This window comes from Marinobacter sp. DUT-1 (assembly GCF_050379415.1).
Taxonomy (GTDB): Bacteria; Pseudomonadota; Gammaproteobacteria; order Pseudomonadales; family Oleiphilaceae; genus Marinobacter.
Map to the genome: position 1 here is coordinate 457,154 of NZ_JBNRLS010000002.1, position 16,936 is coordinate 474,089.

Sequence of the window (16,936 nt, forward strand, 5' to 3'; positions counted from 1 at the left end):
CGTCTCCTGGCCTGGGTTCCCGGACAATCAGTCTTCATCGTTGTGAAGATCGATAATACCGTTGTCGGACGAGTCGCCACCGGACGTGCTGCGTGATTCATCCTTTCGGAGGTCCTCAAGCTTGTCCAGGTAGGCCCGGTCGACGTCACCGGTGACGTAGTTTCCGGTAAAGACCGAACATTCCCAGCCTTCAATCTGGTCATTCACATCGCTGACGCAGGTAATAAGGTCCTCCAGATCCTGATACAGCAACCAGTCGGCGCCGATCAACTCCCGGATCTCCTCGATGGTGCGGTCATGGGCGATCAACTCACTGGCGGACGGCATATCGATGCCGTACACATTCGGATAACGCACGGGGGGCGCCGCGGAGGCAAAATAGACGTTCTTCGCGCCGGCATCCCGGGCCATCTGGACGATTTCCTTGCAGGTGGTGCCGCGGACGATGGAATCGTCCACCAGCATCACGTTCTTGCCACGGAACTCCAGATCGATCGGGTTCAGCTTCTGGCGAACGGATTTCTTCCGCATCTTCTGGCCCGGCATGATGAAGGTCCGGCCGATGTAGCGGTTCTTGATGAACCCTTCACGGAACTTGACGCCCAGCCGGTGAGCCATTTGCATCGCCGAGGTCCGGCTGGTATCCGGGATCGGGATGACCACGTCAATGTCATGATCCGGCCGCTCGCGCATAACCTTTTCCGCCAGGGTCTCGCCCATACGCAACCGGGCCTTGTAGACGGAGACCTTGTCGATGATGGAGTCAGGGCGGGCAAAATAGACGTGCTCGAAAATACAGGGGTACAGGTGGGCCTCATCCGCACACTGCTGGGTGTAGAGGGTGCCATCGGTCTCGATATAGACCGCCTCACCCGGCGCGATATCCCGGACCAGCTTGAAGCCGGCGGCACTCAGCGCCACGCTCTCGGAGGCAATCATGTATTCCTTGCCGCCATCCTCGGTCTCGCGCACCCCGTAACAGGCGGGACGGATCCCGTTCGGGTCACGGAAACCGATAATTCCGTAACCGGTAATCATGGCAATCACCGCATAGGCGCCACGGCAGCGCTTGTGCACCGCCTTCACCGCGTAGAATATCTCGTCTTTCGTCGGCGTCAGCTTGCCCAGCTTCTGCAGCTCATGGGCGAACACGTTGAGCAGTACTTCCGAATCGGAGTTGGTATTGATATGGCGAAGGTCAGTGCGGAAGAGATCCCTCGCCAGCTCATCGGCGTTGGTCAGGTTGCCATTGTGCGCCAGGGTGATGCCGTAAGGACTGTTGACGTAGAACGGCTGGGCTTCGGCAGAACTTGAGGTACCGGCGGTGGGATAGCGCACGTGGCCGATCCCGACATTACCCACAAGACGACGCATGTGACGGGTGTGGAAGACATCCCGCACCAGGCCGTTGTCCTTGCGCAGATAAAAACGTTCGTCCTGAAAGGTAACAATGCCCGCCGCGTCCTGGCCCCGGTGCTGAAGTACAGTCAGCGCATCATAGAGCGACTGATTGACGTTGGAAGTACTGACGATGCCGACAATGCCACACATGGATAGGATCTTCTCCGAGTGTTAATACTGAATGTTAACGGGACGCGGACCTGGGTTCCACGTCTTCTTTTCCCTGACTTGCCTCCGGAGCTTCTGGTCGGGCCTCGCCCTCCCCCGCTGGCTCCAGAAAACGGGCGAATTCATCGCCGAAGGTGCGCCGTGACCAGTCCTCTACCACGGCAAGCCTGTCGATCATCACGGATTCCCGCCACCAGGTGTCCTGAGCCAGCGGGGTGTAACGGGTGAAGGCAATCCCGACAATCACCACGACCAAACCCCTGAGCAGGCCGAAGCCCATGCCGAGCACCCGGTCCGTTGCCGACAGTCCGGTGACACGAACGAGATGGCCGATCATGTTATTGATGATGGCTCCGACAATCAGAGTACCAAAGAACAGGATGGCAAACGCCGCAATCAGGCGCACCAGAGGCGTCTCGACGGTGCTCTCCAAGAGGGATTGCATCTGCGGGTGGAAAGTCCTGGCCAGGATGAAAGCTGCAATCCAGGTAACCAGTGACAGGGCTTCCTTGACGAATCCACGCTTGAGACTGATCAGCGTGGAAACCGCAATGAGGACAATTATGACCCAGTCAATCCAGATCAGCGATTCCATGAAAAACCCGGCAGAGAAAAGAAAGCGCGAATTCTATCAGGAATCGCAGCGCCACCAAACTGCACGACGCTCATAATCCGGGGTCAACACGTTATTTATCACCCTCGGTGACCAGACTGTTCAGGTTGAACGCATCGTCCAGCACCCGTTTGGCGGCTTCGGCTTCGGATTTACTGGCAAAGGGCCCGCTGAACACCCGCGTCAGGGCAGTATCGCCGCGGGTCAGCTCCTGAAGATGGGATCCGTAGCCCTTCTCCCGCACCTGGTCCCTGAGCCTGCGGGCATTATCGGGATTACCGAAACTGCCCAGCTGCACCACCCAGGCGCCTTCAAGGGAGCGGGTATACTCAGCCTTCTCCGACTCTCCGGACGCGGCCGGCTGCGACTCAGCCGTGTCATCGGCCTGCTGATCGGTACCAGCGCTGACGGCAGCGTTGTCTACGCTGTTATCTGCTGCCGGCTGTGACTCCGAAACGGCCTCCTCATCCTCGATTACCCGGTAACCAGCCGACTGTTCGGTCTCGGCGGGCATCGTTTGTGCGGGCTGCCCAACCTGCGAAGTTGCTTCAGGTGCGACCGACTCCTCGATTTCATAAACGGGAGGCTCCGGAATCTCTTCCGACGGGGCGTTCACTTCCGGGAACGGCGGCTCTTCCGGAATCTGGATGGGCGTGGAGGTGCGCTCGGAATGAGGCTCATCGAAAATCATCGGCACAAAGATAACCGCCAGGGACACGAGAACCAGTGCCCCGATGATCCTTTGTTTCAGTCCGTCCACGCTACCACTCCCGTTAACCGTTCCTGTACAGTTTACTGCTATCGCCGATACTAAACGGCTGTTTCCGATAACTCAAAGCCGGAACCCCCGCCATGGACAAAGTTTAAGCTCTGTCGCCCTGAAGGGCATCACGGGCTTCGGCAACGGTAAAGAAAGACCCGAATACAATCACGAGTCCATCCCGGCCGGCGGATTCCCTGGCTGCGGCAATGGCCGCCGCTACTGACTCACACTGCTTAAGCCCGGTAACGCCAGCGCGCCGCACTCGCTCGCTCAGAGTCACGGCATCAAGCCCTCTGGGAACCTCCAGCGGTGCGAGGAACCACTCATCTACCACCGATGCCATGGCCGAGGCAACACCTTCCACATCCTTGTCGCCGAGGGCCCCATAGACGGCAACCACCCGCTGGTCTACGTGACGCATGGACGCCAACCTGTCGGCAAGCCAGGTTGCCGCATGGGGGTTGTGGCCCACGTCCACCAGGGTCAGAGGGCTGTCTGAAAGTTGCTCGAACCGACCGGGGACCGACAGGCCCATAAGGGTGGTTTCAATCTGCGCGATGCTCAGTTCCGGCTCCAGCTTCCGGATGGCCACCACAGCCGCCGCCACACTCTTCACTGGCAGAGGGCCAGCGGGAAAACGGATCGTCTCGCCCCGGTATTCCAGGTGGACCTTGGCGGAATCGCCGGTAGCGCCGTCTTCGGGCAGCCGGATCAGGTAGTCCCGACCGAACAGATCCAGCGATACCTTTTGCGCCGAAACCTGCTGCAACACCGATCTGGGGGCGTCCTCATCAGCGTACACCGCCGGAATGCCCGGCCGTAGGATCCCGGCCTTTTCAAAACCGATCACTTCACGGTCATTACCAAGGAAAGCTACGTGATCGATATCCACAGAAGTGATGATGGCAAAGTCCGCATCGAGTACGTTGACCGCGTCCAGCCGGCCACCAAGACCAACCTCAAGCACCCAATCCTGGACTCCCGCCTCGGCAAAAGCCACAAACGCCGCCAGGGTACCAAATTCGAAATAGGTCAGCGTGGTATTGCCCCTCGCCTGTTCTACTGCCTCGAACGCGCGCACCAGAGCCTCATCGCTGATCTCCGAGCCATCGATGCGGACACGTTCGTTGTAGCGATGCAGGTGCGGAGAGGTATAAGCCCCGGTTGTGCGGCCGGCGGAGCGCAACAGGGCATCGATGGCAGCGACAGAACTGCCCTTACCATTGGTGCCTGCGACGGTGATGATCCGGCCCCGGGGTTTGCGGGGCAACAGCCGGCGCAAAACCAGCAGGACCCGGTCAAGACCCAGATCTATTTCGGAGGGATGGATGGATTCCAGGTAGGAAAGCCACTGATCGGGCGAGGCATTGGCCCCCGGCGCGGCCGGGGGCTTGCCATTGGTGTTACTGCTCGGCGGCATCGTTTTCGGGCTTTTCGGACACTTCGAACTCGATGGGCTCTTCGGTACCGGGCTTCTCATCCGCAGTGAACTTGGCGAGCAGGTGTGCGCAACGCTCCCGCAGCTGGTGGCGATGGAGAATCATGTCGATGGCACCGTGCTCAAGCAGGAATTCACTGCGCTGGAAGCCTTCCGGCAGCTTTTCACGGACCGTCTGCTCGATCACCCGCGGGCCGGCGAAACCGATCAGCGCATTGGGCTCGGCAATGTTGAGATCCCCCAGCATGGCCAGACTCGCGGATACTCCACCGAATACCGGATCGGTCATCACGGAAATGTAGGGAATGCCTTCCTGTTTCATCCGTTCAAGCACGGCGGCGGTCTTGGACATCTGCATCAGCGACAGAATCGCTTCCTGCATCCGGGCACCACCACTGGCGGAGAAACACACCAGCGGAATCCGATCCCGTAAGGCAACGTTGGCCGCCTGCACGAACTTCTCACCTACAACCTGGCCCATGGAGCCGCCCAGGAAGTTGAACTCGAAGGAGCAGGCCACCAGGGGAACCCCCAGGGTCGTGCCCTTCATGGCGATCAGCGCGTCTTTCTCACCGGTGCCCTTCTGGGCCTGGGAGAGGCGATCCTTGTACCGCTTGCTGTCCTTGAACTTGAGGCGATCCCAGGGTTCCAGATCTGCTGCGATTTCCTCACGGCCGTCTTCGTCGAGGAAGATGTCCAGTCGACGACGGGCGCTCACCCGCAAGTGATGGTTACATTTGGGGCAAACTTCCAGATTCTTCTCAAGTTCCGGCTTGTAGAGAAAGGCTCCACACTTGGGGCACTTCTTCCAGAGCCCCTCGGGGACCCCGGTTCTCTGCTTGGATTCCGAGCGGATCTTGCTCGGCATGATTTTGTCCAGCCAGTTACTCATGATTCAATCCTGTCCTGTGAGGCCTGCCTGCCCACGGCCTCCGGTCAGGAGGCCAGGCTGTCCAGTGCTTCGCGCATCGGGTGGAGCAGATCCGTCAGGGCCCGTTTGAGCTCTTCCGTATCTGCCTGATTTCTGGCTATTGTATCGACCAGCACACTGCCAACAATTACACCATCGGATACCCGACCAACGGCAGCGGCTGTTTCCGCGTCACGAATTCCAAACCCGACTCCGACCGGCAAGGCCGTCATCTCGTGAATATGGGCGACCTTGGCGGCCACTTCGTCGACGTTGATTTTAGCCGCACCGGTCACACCCTTGAATGAAACATAGTACACATAGCCGGAAGAGTGCTCGGCAATAGCCCGGATCCGTTCATCAATCGTGGTCGGTGCCAGCAGGAAAATCGCGTCCAGGTTGCGGCTGGTGAACAGCGGCGCGACGTCATCCGCCTCTTCCGGCGGCAGATCAACGGTGAGAATACCATCGACGCCGGCATCCGCTGCCGCCTCGGCGAAAGCTTCGTAACCCATGGCTTCCATGGGGTTGAGATAGCCCATCAGGACCACCGGGGTCTTGTCATCCTGCTTGCGGAACTCTTTAACCATGCCAATGACCTGGCGCAACGAGGTTCCATGCTTGAGCGACCGTTCGCAGGCAAGCTGGATGACCGGGCCATCCGCCATCGGGTCGGAGAACGGCACACCAAGCTCGATGATATCCGCGCCGGCACTGACCAGCGTATGCATCAGATCCACCGTCACATCCGGGTGGGGATCACCGGCCGTGATATAGGGAATCAACGCTTTCCGATCCTGTTCCTTCAGGGCCTTCATTACCCCTTGAATTCGGCTCATGCCAGTTTCCGTCCTTTCATCAAATCTCGATACCATCAAGTTGGGCGATGGTGTGAATGTCTTTGTCACCCCGGCCGGAAATGTTGATGACCAGCATCTGGTCCTTGTCCATTTCCGCGGCCTTCTTCACGCCGTAGGCCACCGCGTGGGCAGTCTCCAGTGCCGGCATGATGCCCTCTACCCGGGTCAGCATACGGAAGCCGTCCAGGGCCTCGTTGTCGGTCACCGACACGTAGTTGGCGCGGCCGATATCCTTGAGCCATGCATGCTCAGGCCCGACTCCCGGATAGTCCAGGCCCGCGCTGACGGAATGGGTGCCGGCAATCTGGCCGTTCTCGTCTTCCATCAGGTAGGTGCGGTTGCCATGCAATACACCCGGGCGTCCGGCACACAGGGGTGCGGCGTGCTGGCCGGTCTCGATACCCAGGCCACCGGCCTCAACGCCATACATCTCCACATTCTCATCCCCGAGGAACGGATAGAACATGCCGATGGCGTTCGATCCACCACCCACACAGGCAACAAGCGCATCGGGCAGCTTACCGGTTTTCTCCAGTGCCTGCCGGCGGGTTTCACGACCGATCACCGACTGGAAATCCCGTACCAGAAGCGGATAAGGATGGGGGCCAGCCACGGTGCCAATGATGTAGAAGGTGTCGTCCACATGGGAAACCCAGTCGCGCATGGCGTCGTTCATGGCGTCTTTCAGGGTCCGGGTGCCGCCTTCAACCGCGTGGACCTGGGCACCCAGGAGCTTCATGCGATACACATTCAGGGACTGCCGCTGAACATCTTCCGCGCCCATGAACACGTGGCATTCCAGGCCCAGCCGTGCACATACCGTGGCAGTGGCGACACCGTGCTGGCCTGCACCGGTCTCGGCAATAATCCGCTTCTTGCCAAGGAAACTGGCCAGAAGCGCCTGACCGATGGTGTTGTTCACCTTGTGAGCGCCGGTATGGTTCAGATCTTCCCGCTTGAGCCAGATCTGAGCCCCGCCGGTCTCCCGTGTCAACCGCTCGGCGAAGTAAAGCGGGCTCGGGCGACCGACGTAATCCGCCAGATCCGCGTCAAATTTGGCCTGGAACTCGGGATCCTTCTTCATCCGAAGGTATTCCTTTTCCAGAGTCATCAGGGAGTCCATCAGGGTTTCAGAAACAAACCGTCCGCCGTAGGCACCGAAGTGACCCCGTGCATCGGGAAGCGCGCTCAGCATTTCTTCAGTCAGTTTTACAGACACGGTGAACCTCTTTAATGAAGTCGGAAATTTTCTGGATGTCCTTGATGCCTTTGCTGCGTTCGACGCCGCCACTGACATCCACGGCCCAGGGTTTCACCTGTGTTACGGCGCGGGATACGTTATCAGATGATAACCCACCGGCCAATACAAGTGGCATGGGGCGGCTTTCAGGGATCAGCTGCCAGTTGAAGGACTGCCCGGTGCCCCCGTATTTATCCGGATCCCAGGCATCCACCAGCAAGCCGGCGGCGTCCCGGTAATCCTGAAAAGCGGTCTCGATCTGCCCTTCCTCGCGGACCCGGATGGCCTTGATCCAGCGCCTGCCAAAACTGCGACAGAACTCGGGCGTTTCATCGCCATGGAACTGGAGCAGATCCAGCGGCACCTCGGACAATACCTGCGCGACAAATTCGGGCTCCGGATTCACAAACAATCCGACCGCTTGCACAAAGGGCGGGATGTCACGAATCAGCGCTGCGGCGTGCCCGGGGGAAACGGAGCGCGGACTGGGTTCATAGAACACGAACCCGAGGGCATCCGCGCCACAACTGATAGCTGCCGACACATCCTCGGGGCGGGTCAGGCCACAAATCTTAACTCTTGTGCTCATAGCTTCGGCATCGGCTTTTTGGGATGAATATGGGTCGGTTCAATCGGGTGATTGTCGTCCAGCGGAAACCAGGGGCGGACAAAACCCGGGCCACATTCGGCCCTCGGTATTCCGTAACCTGCAGGATAACCCACATCCACCAGGTAAAGCCCGTCCGGAGGTGCGGTTACGCCGCCCACGGTCCGATCCCGCTCATTCAGTATCGCGGCAATCCAGTCCACAGATTCCTTGCCATTGCCGACCGCCATCAGGGCCCCGGCTATGTTGCGAACCATGTGGTGCAGGAAAGCGTTAGCCTGAACATCTATTACGACGAAATCGCCCTTGCGGGTTACCGAAATTCTCTCAAGAAAGCGAACAGGCGTGAGGGACTGGCAACCGGCAGCCCGGAAAGATGAAAAATCATGCTCGCCAACCAGCGCCTGGGCAGCCTCATGCATCCTGACTTCATCCAGGGGACGGAAGGTCCAGCTGACCTGGCCCCTCAGGATTCCCGGGCGAACCGCGTGGTTGTAGATCACATAACGGTAACGGCGATAGACCGCCGAGAACCGTGCGTGGAAATCGTCCGCGCCCTGACCCGCCCAATGGACCGAGATATCCTCCGGAAGCGCCGTGTTGATTCCCATCACCCATGAGCGCAGATTGCGGATCGACGGCGTCTCGAAATGGACAATCTGGTAACTGGCATGAACACCCGCATCGGTACGACCGGCACAAACCAGGTCTACCGGGTGGTCGGCTACCTTGGCGACTGCTCTGGAAAGCTCCCCTTCAACCGACCGCACTCCGGATTTCTGCATCTGCCAGCCATGAAAACTCCGGCCATCGTATTCAAAGGCCAGGACCACCCGGCCGTCACCAATTGCGTTGTCTGTGGTCAGTTGCTGTGCTTCGAGGAACAAGGGGAAGTCCGAAAAGGTCTTGCTTTAAAAACAAAGCGCCGGCTGTATCCCGTAAACCGGGGCCGGCGCTCGTCACCAGAAGGCTTGATTATAACGGATCAGGACAGATTTTTAAGGAGATCCTGCGCCTCTGCCTTCTGGGCGTCATCACCCTCCAGTGCGACTTCCTCCAGGATGTCGCGGGCACCATCGCTATCACCCATCTCGATGTAAGCGCGAGCCAGGTCCAGCTTGGTCGCTGCTTCATCGGTGCCAGCCAGGAAGTCGAAGTCGTCGTCTTCGCCAAGCTCGGACTCATCGATATCGACAGGTGCAGGCCGATCTGTTTTCTCGTTTGCCACTGGAATCTCCTCTTCAGCAGCTTCGTCAGCGGCAGGCGCTTCCTGTTCCGCCAGGTTCTCCAGGGTACCCAGATCCTCCAACTCCTCGGTCTCGGCAACTTCCTGTTCAGGGCTGGGCTCCTCGCCCTCTCCCATCACGTCGCCTTCGCCAAGGGTGTCTTCAAGACCCAGCTCCTCGTCGAGGGATGCAGGCTCCTCCTCACGGTGATTGGTGGTATCAGCGGAATCGGAGAACTCCTCCATCAAGGCGAGATCCTCGTCAGAGACATCCAGCTCCAGATCATCCAGTGAGGACTCTTCAATCTCATCACCGCCAAGCTCGTCCTCGCCTGCGACCTTGTCGAGTTCAGCATCCAGCTCATCCAGGAACGACTCGTCCAGACCGCTGAGCTCAGATTCCATTTCCTCGCCTTCCGCATCTGCCGGCTTACCGGGCTCGTCCTCCGGCTCCAGGGAGAACTCATCACTCTGGCCTTCCTTTGACTCTTCGGCAGGCTCTTCCAGATCCATTTCAAGAGACGAGAAATCAGTCTCTTCGTTCTTCGCTTCCGGCTCGCCTTCATCTTCCGTCTCAAGGGAGGACAGATCGAACTCGATCGTATCGTCCCGATTTTCAGCAGCTTCGGACTCCGTATCCGCTGCATCTTCGGATTTTTCCTCGGCCTGCTCGACATCACTCAAATCGAATTCAGCGAATTCGGTATCAAAGTCACCGAACTCGTTTTCAACCTGCTCTTCCTTTGACGCATCGTACTGGTCTGCCAGCAGTTCGTCGGATACTTCTGCCTCCGAAGACGTCTCGGCGGATGCATCTTCTTCAGCTGTGCCGAATGAATCGGAACGAAGCTGTGACTCCAGGTCATCAATGCTGGGCACTGACTCCGCCTCCTCGAGACGACTGCGGAGGGCATTGGCCTCGGCCAGCGCGTCCTCGTCTTCGAAGGCTTCGATCTCACCGAACTGTTTTTCGAAGCCCTGGCGGTCCTGGTTATCGGCATAAAGAGCCAACAACTTCAGGCGCAGATCGGTACGGCTCGGTTCCCGGGAAATCGCGGTTTCCAGGGTCTGTACCGCCTGATCAGTCTGACCGTAAGCAACATAGCGGTCGGCCTCAGCCAGCGCATCAGCAGCTTCGGGAGCCTTGGCTTCATCCTCACCAAGGTCAACTTCGAAAGAATCGGACTCGCCCTCGGAATCTGCGTTGAGCTCGTCATAGAACTCTTTTTCACGATTGGCATTCCGGCGTGCCAACAGAAGCAGGAGCAGGAGCAGGAGAATCAGGCCGCCGCCCAATGCGATCTGGTACATCGGATTGTTGACGATCATGTCAATGATGTTGCCGGGGAATGCTTTTTGCGGAGCCGGCGGCTGCTGGGCGGACTGGGTCTGCTGTTGCGACGGGGCAGCTGCTGCCTCTTCTTCAGGCTCCTGGCCGCCAGCCGCGGCGGCATCATCTGCGACTGTTGCATCTGCGGACTCCGCACTGCTGCTCGTCGCGTCGGCTTCGGCCTGGTCTGCTGCGGCTTGACCCGCTGCACCGGCTGCCTGGGCCGCATCATCAAAACCCTCTGCAGCAACGTCTTCGTCAGCCGCCATGTCTGTCTCGGCCCCGGCTACGCCCTGCTCCCCTTCACCAGCGGCTGAATCGGACCCGGTCGCAGAAGCTACAGTTTCGGACATCTCGTCCGCGCCTGTTTCTTCAGATCCGGGTTCCGCGGCATCCTCAGCAGACGCTGTTGCAGCTGCCTCACCCTCACCAGGCGCTCCGGCTTCGCCCGCTACCGCTTCAGCGTCGCCCTCTCCGGCCATCTGCTGCATTTCCGCGAGCTGACTGTTCTTGAGCTCAAGCAGACGCTGCAGGGTCTCGACCTGATCCTGCAGGTCGTCAACGCGGCTGTTCAGTTCCGCATTTTCACGTCGTGCACTCTCCAGCTCTTCCATGGCAATGGCCTCGCCGGCATCCACACCGCCGGGCAGGTCGCTGTCACCGCCGGCGGAACCACCGTCGGCGGTATCCCGGGAGTCACTTTCCTCGGCTACCAGGAGCTTCAGCTCGGCGTCTCCACCAGCCGTTGCAGCCTGCTCGGTTGGCTGCGTCTGTTGGGGAGTCGGGGTGGCATCGACTGTGCGTTGGGGAGACTGGAATTCCTGATTCTGCTGGCTGACGATGCGCGTGGCTTCAGCCCGGGTACGAGTCTGGATCTGGTCCCTGGTGGGTACCCGTAAGACTTCACCGCGCTTGAGCCGGTTGATGTTGCCACCGATGAAAGCATCCGGATTCAGATCCTGGATGGCCAGCATCACCTGTTGCATGGACACGCTGTTATCGGGACGGACCCGCGAGGCGATCGTCCAGAGCGTATCTGAGGGACCGGTAGGGCCAAAGGTATCTGCAGAATAACCACGACCGAGCGAACTTTCCGCCTCGGCCTGGCGCCGGATGGATTCGCTGCTGCGGGTCGGTTGAGCGGCAGGCTCGGAGGTACGCGTGGTGGAGCTGGGGGCAGCTACCTGTTCACGGACGCCGGAATCTTCGGCGTACACGGGCGGATCAACCAGCACCGCGTATTCACGCATCAGCCGTCCGTTCGGCCAGGTCAGCTCCAGCAGGAAATTCAGGTACGGTTCGCGCAGCGGTTCCCGGGAGGAGACATTGACCACGAGATTACCGTCTGTGCCGGTCACAACCTCAAAACGGAGCTTGCTGAGAAACTGGTTGCGATCCAGCCCCACACGCTCATAGGCGGTGTCCGAAGCAATATTGACCAGAACATCGCCAGGGCTCACTCCCCGGCTCTGGGGCAGAACGATTTCCGCATCCAATGGCTCATTCAGATAGGACTGAAGTTCGATTTCTCCCAGCCCAAGGGCCTGTGCAACGCCGGAACCGAGCCCTCCTGCCAGAGCCAGGGCAACCGCAAGCTTGCGTACCTTCATGCTTTTTCCTTTCCAGTCTCCGTTATTCGTTACTGCTTTCTTCAAAACAGAATCGGATGAGGTTGGATGACTTCCGTCTGGATAATTTTCGTTATTATGTCGCGATTTTAATATTCAATTTCGCAAGTATTGTTGATAAAGCCTCGTTTATCAATCAATCAGCTGCAATCCTTGCACCACTTTTTTATCTTCAAGCCGGAACCCCCTAGGTTCCCTGAAAATAACAGGGGCGGAGGCCGAAATCAGCCTCCGCCCCCAACCGGTTTTCTGAAACCGGACACAGTTGGCATTAATTACCCCTGCGTAACACTTCTTAACGCTCCTGAAGGATCCGGAGCATGCGCCGCAGCGGCTCTGCAGCGCCCCACAGCAGCTGGTCACCAACAGTGAACGCGGAGATATATTCCGGGCCCATGGCCAGCTTACGGATTCGTCCGATGGGGATGCTGAGTGTACCGGTCACTTTCGCCGGCGTCAGCTCTTCCATGGTCGCATCCCGGTCGTTCGGGATGACCTTCACCCAGTCATTGGCCTTCGCCAGAATTCCTTCAATCTCGGAAACGGACAGGTCCTTCTTGAGCTTGATGGTCAGTGCCTGGCTGTGGGAACGCATGGCACCGATACGAACACAGATACCATCGATGGGAATCGGGTTGTCGCTGCGACCGAGAATCTTGTTGGTCTCGACGCCCGCTTTCCACTCTTCCTTGCTCATGCCGTTATCGAGCTGCTTGTCGATGAACGGAATCAGGCTGCCCGCCAGAGGCACACCGAAGTTCTCGGTTGGGAAATCGCCGGAACGCATGGTGTCGGTTACCTTGCGATCGATTTCCAGGATCGCGGAGGAAGGATCGTCCAGCTCGGATTTCACCGCGCTGTTGAGCGCACCCATCTGGTTCAGCAGCTCCCGCATGTGCTTGGCGCCAGAGCCGGAAGCGGCCTGATAGGTCATGGGAGACACCCACTCGATCAGGTCCTGCTCGAGCAGTCCGCCGAGGGCCAGCATCATCAGGCTGACGGTGCAGTTACCGCCAACGTAATCCTTCACACCCTTATCCAGGGCGTCATCGATCACGTTGCGGTTAACCGGGTCCAGGACGATCACGGAATGATCAACCATCCGCAGAGTGGACGCGGCATCGATCCAGTAACCTGCCCAGCCTGCGTCACGCAGTTTCTGGTAAACCTCACCGGTGTAATCACCCCCCTGACAGGTGACGATGACGTCCATGGATTTGAGAGTATCGATATCGAAAGCGTCCTGCAGTGGCGGAACGCCTTCCTTGCCGACATCCGGAGCCGGTTTCCCGGTCTGGGAGGTGGAGAAGAACACCGGATCGATGTCAGCAAAATCGTTTTCTTCACGCATGCGCTGCATGAGGACCGAGCCCACCATGCCACGCCAACCTACAAGTCCAACTCGCTTCATGTGCGACCTTTGAACCTCGTTGATTTATGCCCGCCCGCTACCGTTATCGCTGGCAGGGACAGGATGGATGATCCCGCGGCAACTGCATCCTGTTGCCGTCGGGTCTCTGTCGGTCTGAACCGGGATCGCCCGCTCAGAGTGCTGCGAGCACCGCCTCACCCATTTCCCGGGTGGACACTCTCTGCGCGCCTTCCGACATGATGTCAGCCGTGCGCAGGCCCTGGTCCAGAACCTTGCTGACCGCCGCTTCGATGGCTTCTGCGGCGTTTTCCTCACCCAGGCTGTAACGCAACATCATGGCAGCACTGAGGATGGTGGCCAGCGGATTGGCAATGCCCTGACCGGCAATATCCGGCGCCGAACCGTGGCAGGGCTCGTACATTCCCTGCTTCCGGGAGTTCAGCGATGCGGACGGCAACATGCCGATGGAACCGGTGAGCATAGCCGCTTCGTCCGAAAGAATATCACCAAACATGTTGCCAGTCACAATTACATCGAACTGTTTGGGGGCCCGTACCAGCTGCATGGCGGCGTTATCCACGTACATGTGGGACAGCTCTACATCTGGGTATTCGCGCTTCAGATCTTCCATGATTTCCCGCCACAGAACAGTCACTTCCAGCACGTTGGCCTTGTCCACGGAGCACAGCTTCTTACCCCGCTGCTGGGCCGCCTCGAAGGCCACCCGGCCTATGCGACGAATTTCCGATTCGGTGTAGGCGTAAGTGTTGTAGCCCTGCCGCTCTCCACTCTCGAGTTCACGCACACCACGGGGCTGACCGAAGTAAATACCGCCAGTCAGCTCGCGCACGATCATGATATCCAGACCGGACACCACTTCCGGCTTGAGCGAGGAAGCAGACGCCAGCTGCGGATACAGGATGGCAGGGCGCAGGTTGGCAAACAGCTGGAGATTGGAGCGCAGGCCCAGCAGGCCCTTCTCCGGCCTCTTGGCCATGGGCAGGCTGTCCCACTGGGGGCCACCGACCGCGCCGAGCAGGATGGCGTCGGCCGCCTTCGCCTTTTCAAGGGTTTCCTCGGGCAGCGGGGTATCCGCCTCATCAACGGCGGCACCGCCGACCAGCGCGGTTTCGAAGCTCAGCCCCAGGCTAAACTGGTCATTCACCTGGTTCAGGACCTTTTCAGCCTCGGCAACGATTTCAGGGCCGATTCCGTCACCCGGGAGCATGAGAATATTTCTGGACATGAAGTTCTTCCTTAAAGTCAGTGAACGAGATCAGTTGCCGGTATTGAACAGCCAGGGGGCGGTCTGCCTGCGCTTTTCTTCGTAGTCGCGGATCAGGTCGGCGTCCTCGAGGGTGACACCGATATCATCCAGGCCGTTGAGCAGGCAGTGCCGGCGGAAGTCATCCACCTCGAAGCTGAAGGATTCACCGGAGGGCGTGGTCACGGTTTTCGCCTCCAGGTCCACCGTCAGCTGATAGCCTTCGTTCTCTTCTGTCTCGCGGAACAGTTGATCAACCACTTCTTCCGGCAAAACAATAGGTAAAAGGCCATTCTTGAAGCAGTTGTTATAGAAGATATCGGCAAAGCTCGGGGCAATAATGACCCGGAAGCCGAAATCATCCAGCGCCCAGGGCGCGTGCTCCCGACTGGAGCCGCAACCAAAGTTGCTGCGGGCAAGCAGCACGCTGGCATGCTTGTAGCGATCCTGGTTCAGCACGAAGTCCGGATTGATCGGGCGCTGGGAGCTATCCTGATCCGGCTTGCCCTCGTCCAGGTAGCGCAGTTCGTCAAACAGGTTCGGTCCGAAACCGGTCCGCTTGATGGATTTCAGAAACTGCTTGGGAATGATCATGTCCGTGTCCACATTGGAACGGTCCATGGGGGCAACAATACCCTGGTGTTGCGTAAATGCTCGCATGGTCTCTCTCCTGTGGCTCAGTGCATCAATTCACGGACATCAACGAAGTGGCCGGTCACCGCAGCGGCAGCGGCCATGGCCGGGCTGACCAGGTGGGTACGACCACCAAAGCCCTGACGGCCCTCGAAGTTCCGGTTGGAGGTGGAGGCACAATGCTCGCCCTGCCCCAGTTTGTCGGCGTTCATGGCCAGACACATGGAGCAACCCGGATCGCGCCATTCCAGGCCGGCTTCGATAAAGATCTTGTCCAGACCTTCCTGTTCGGCCTGCGCCTTTACCAGGCCTGAGCCCGGCACAACCATGGCCTGCTTGAGGCTGGACGCAACCTTGCGACCCTTGACCACGGCCGCGGCCTCGCGCAGATCCTCGATGCGGCTGTTGGTGCAGGAGCCGATAAAGACACGATCGAGCTGGATGTCGGTGATCTTCTGGTTCGGCTGCAATCCCATGTACTTGAGCGCACGGACAATGCCTTCACGCTTGATGGGATCTTCTTCCCGGGCTGGATCCGGCACAGCACCATCGACACCAGTAACCATTTCCGGAGAGGTACCCCAGCTTACTTGCGGCATGATGGCGGAGCCGTCCAGCTCGACCACCTTGTCGAACACGGCATCGTCATCGCTGTGCAGGGTGCGCCAGTAGTCCACGGCCTTCCCCCAGGTCTCGCCTTTCGGGGCGAACGGGCGGCCTTTGACGTAGTCGATGGTGGTGTCGTCCACCGCCACCATACCAACGCGGGCACCGGCTTCGATGGACATGTTGCAGATGGTCATCCGGGCTTCCATGCTGAGACCGCGGATGGCTTCACCGCCAAATTCGATGGCGTAGCCGGTACCGCCGGCGGTACCGATCTTGCCGATAATGGCGAGGACCACGTCTTTGCCGGTCACGCCGGGACCAAGCTTGCCATTGACCTTGACCAGCATGTTTCTCATCTTTTTCTGGACCAGGCACTGGGTGGCCAGTACGTGTTCGACTTCGGAGGTACCGATACCGTGGGCCAGGCAGCCGAAGGCGCCGTGGGTGGAGGTGTGGGAGTCACCACATACGATGCTCATGCCCGGCAAGGTGGCACCCTGCTCTGGCCCGATGACGTGGACGATGCCCTGGCGCTGGTCCTTGATCTTGAATTCGAGGATGCCGAACTCGTCGCAGTTCATGTCGAGGGTTTCGACCTGGGTGCGGGATACAGGGTCGACGATGCCGTCGATGCCTTTGTCACGATCGGTAGTCGGGACGTTGTGGTCCGGGGTGGCGATGTTGGCGTCGATGCGCCACGGCTTGCGACCAGCGAGGCGCAGGCCTTCAAACGCTTGTGGTGAGGTGACTTCGTGCAGCAACTGACGGTCAATGTAGATCAGTGCGGAGCCGTCGTCCCGCTGTTTGACCAGGTGGTCGTCCCACAATTTGTCGTATAAGGTCTTGCCCGCCATGGTTCTCTCTCACTCTCTGGG

Annotated in this window: 14 protein-coding genes; all 14 read right to left on the reverse strand. The window is 59.1% G+C overall.

Going from position 1 to position 16,936, the window contains the following annotated elements; translation table 11 throughout:
* Positions 1-27: 27 nt before the first annotated feature.
* The gene (purF, locus tag ACQUTG_RS07760) at positions 28-1,551 is read right to left on the reverse strand and encodes an amidophosphoribosyltransferase (RefSeq protein ID WP_428918856.1); all 1,524 of its coding nucleotides are present in this window, start codon (positions 1,549-1,551) and stop codon (positions 28-30) included.
* 34 nt (positions 1,552-1,585) lie between these two features.
* Positions 1,586-2,164, reverse strand: a complete 579-nt coding sequence (locus ACQUTG_RS07765; protein ID WP_428918857.1) for a CvpA family protein — start codon at positions 2,162-2,164, stop codon at positions 1,586-1,588.
* 91 nt (positions 2,165-2,255) lie between these two features.
* Positions 2,256-2,942 carry an SPOR domain-containing protein gene (locus ACQUTG_RS07770; RefSeq protein ID WP_428918858.1) on the reverse strand — a complete coding sequence of 229 codons (687 nt, stop codon included), beginning with the start codon at positions 2,940-2,942 and terminating at the stop codon, positions 2,256-2,258.
* A gap of 103 nt (positions 2,943-3,045) precedes the next feature.
* A complete protein-coding gene (folC, locus tag ACQUTG_RS07775; RefSeq protein ID WP_428918859.1) occupies positions 3,046-4,365 on the reverse strand; it encodes a bifunctional tetrahydrofolate synthase/dihydrofolate synthase in 1,320 nt (439 codons plus the stop codon).
* Positions 4,349-5,275 carry an acetyl-CoA carboxylase, carboxyltransferase subunit beta gene (accD, locus tag ACQUTG_RS07780; protein ID WP_428918860.1) on the reverse strand — a complete coding sequence of 309 codons (927 nt, stop codon included), beginning with the start codon at positions 5,273-5,275 and terminating at the stop codon, positions 4,349-4,351. Before accD ends, folC begins: the two co-directional genes overlap by 17 nt.
* A 44-nt stretch (positions 5,276-5,319) precedes the next feature.
* Positions 5,320-6,132 carry a tryptophan synthase subunit alpha gene (gene trpA, locus ACQUTG_RS07785; RefSeq protein ID WP_428918861.1) on the reverse strand — a complete coding sequence of 271 codons (813 nt, stop codon included), beginning with the start codon at positions 6,130-6,132 and terminating at the stop codon, positions 5,320-5,322.
* Between the two features lie 19 nt (positions 6,133-6,151).
* Positions 6,152-7,348: a tryptophan synthase subunit beta gene (gene trpB / locus ACQUTG_RS07790; protein ID WP_428919255.1), complete on the reverse strand. Its 1,197-nt coding sequence runs from the start codon at positions 7,346-7,348 to the stop codon at positions 6,152-6,154.
* 4 nt (positions 7,349-7,352) lie between these two features.
* Positions 7,353-7,982 (reverse strand): phosphoribosylanthranilate isomerase, encoded by a 630-nt coding sequence (locus ACQUTG_RS07795; RefSeq protein WP_428918862.1) that lies wholly within the window; start codon positions 7,980-7,982, stop codon positions 7,353-7,355.
* Positions 7,979-8,887 (reverse strand): tRNA pseudouridine(38-40) synthase TruA, encoded by a 909-nt coding sequence (gene truA / locus ACQUTG_RS07800; protein ID WP_428918863.1) that lies wholly within the window; start codon positions 8,885-8,887, stop codon positions 7,979-7,981. The genes ACQUTG_RS07795 and truA overlap by 4 nt, the downstream gene beginning before the upstream one ends.
* Positions 8,888-8,985: 98 nt before the next feature.
* Positions 8,986-12,165: a FimV/HubP family polar landmark protein gene (locus tag ACQUTG_RS07805; RefSeq protein ID WP_428918864.1), complete on the reverse strand. Its 3,180-nt coding sequence runs from the start codon at positions 12,163-12,165 to the stop codon at positions 8,986-8,988.
* A gap of 313 nt (positions 12,166-12,478) precedes the next feature.
* Positions 12,479-13,594 (reverse strand): aspartate-semialdehyde dehydrogenase, encoded by a 1,116-nt coding sequence (asd, locus tag ACQUTG_RS07810; RefSeq protein ID WP_428918865.1) that lies wholly within the window; start codon positions 13,592-13,594, stop codon positions 12,479-12,481.
* Between the two features lie 133 nt (positions 13,595-13,727).
* On the reverse strand, positions 13,728-14,801 hold the full coding sequence (leuB, locus tag ACQUTG_RS07815; RefSeq protein WP_428918866.1) for a 3-isopropylmalate dehydrogenase: 1,074 nt from the start codon (positions 14,799-14,801) through the stop codon (positions 13,728-13,730).
* A gap of 30 nt (positions 14,802-14,831) precedes the next feature.
* Positions 14,832-15,479, reverse strand: coding sequence for a 3-isopropylmalate dehydratase small subunit (gene leuD / locus ACQUTG_RS07820; protein WP_428918867.1), 648 nt, complete (start codon positions 15,477-15,479; stop codon positions 14,832-14,834).
* A gap of 17 nt (positions 15,480-15,496) precedes the next feature.
* Positions 15,497-16,915 carry a 3-isopropylmalate dehydratase large subunit gene (leuC, locus tag ACQUTG_RS07825; protein WP_428918868.1) on the reverse strand — a complete coding sequence of 473 codons (1,419 nt, stop codon included), beginning with the start codon at positions 16,913-16,915 and terminating at the stop codon, positions 15,497-15,499.
* Positions 16,916-16,936 lie beyond the last annotated feature (21 nt).

Bases quoted from the DNA above. Each gene is read 5' to 3' on its own strand.
- purF (WP_428918856.1), bottom strand. From the start codon at position 1,551: ATGTGTGGCATTGTCGGCATCGTCAGTACTTCCAACGTCAATCAGTCG.
- ACQUTG_RS07765 (WP_428918857.1), bottom strand. From the start codon at position 2,164: ATGGAATCGCTGATCTGGATTGACTGGGTCATAATTGTCCTCATTGCG.
- folC (WP_428918859.1), bottom strand. From the start codon at position 4,365: ATGCCGCCGAGCAGTAACACCAATGGCAAGCCCCCGGCCGCGCCGGGG.
- accD (WP_428918860.1), bottom strand. From the start codon at position 5,275: ATGAGTAACTGGCTGGACAAAATCATGCCGAGCAAGATCCGCTCGGAA.
- trpA (WP_428918861.1), bottom strand. From the start codon at position 6,132: ATGAGCCGAATTCAAGGGGTAATGAAGGCCCTGAAGGAACAGGATCGG.
- trpB (WP_428919255.1), bottom strand. From the start codon at position 7,348: ATGCTGAGCGCGCTTCCCGATGCACGGGGTCACTTCGGTGCCTACGGC.
- ACQUTG_RS07795 (WP_428918862.1), bottom strand. From the start codon at position 7,982: ATGAGCACAAGAGTTAAGATTTGTGGCCTGACCCGCCCCGAGGATGTG.
- ACQUTG_RS07805 (WP_428918864.1), bottom strand. From the start codon at position 12,165: ATGAAGGTACGCAAGCTTGCGGTTGCCCTGGCTCTGGCAGGAGGGCTC.
- asd (WP_428918865.1), bottom strand. From the start codon at position 13,594: ATGAAGCGAGTTGGACTTGTAGGTTGGCGTGGCATGGTGGGCTCGGTC.
- leuB (WP_428918866.1), bottom strand. From the start codon at position 14,801: ATGTCCAGAAATATTCTCATGCTCCCGGGTGACGGAATCGGCCCTGAA.
- leuD (WP_428918867.1), bottom strand. From the start codon at position 15,479: ATGCGAGCATTTACGCAACACCAGGGTATTGTTGCCCCCATGGACCGT.
- leuC (WP_428918868.1), bottom strand. From the start codon at position 16,915: ATGGCGGGCAAGACCTTATACGACAAATTGTGGGACGACCACCTGGTC.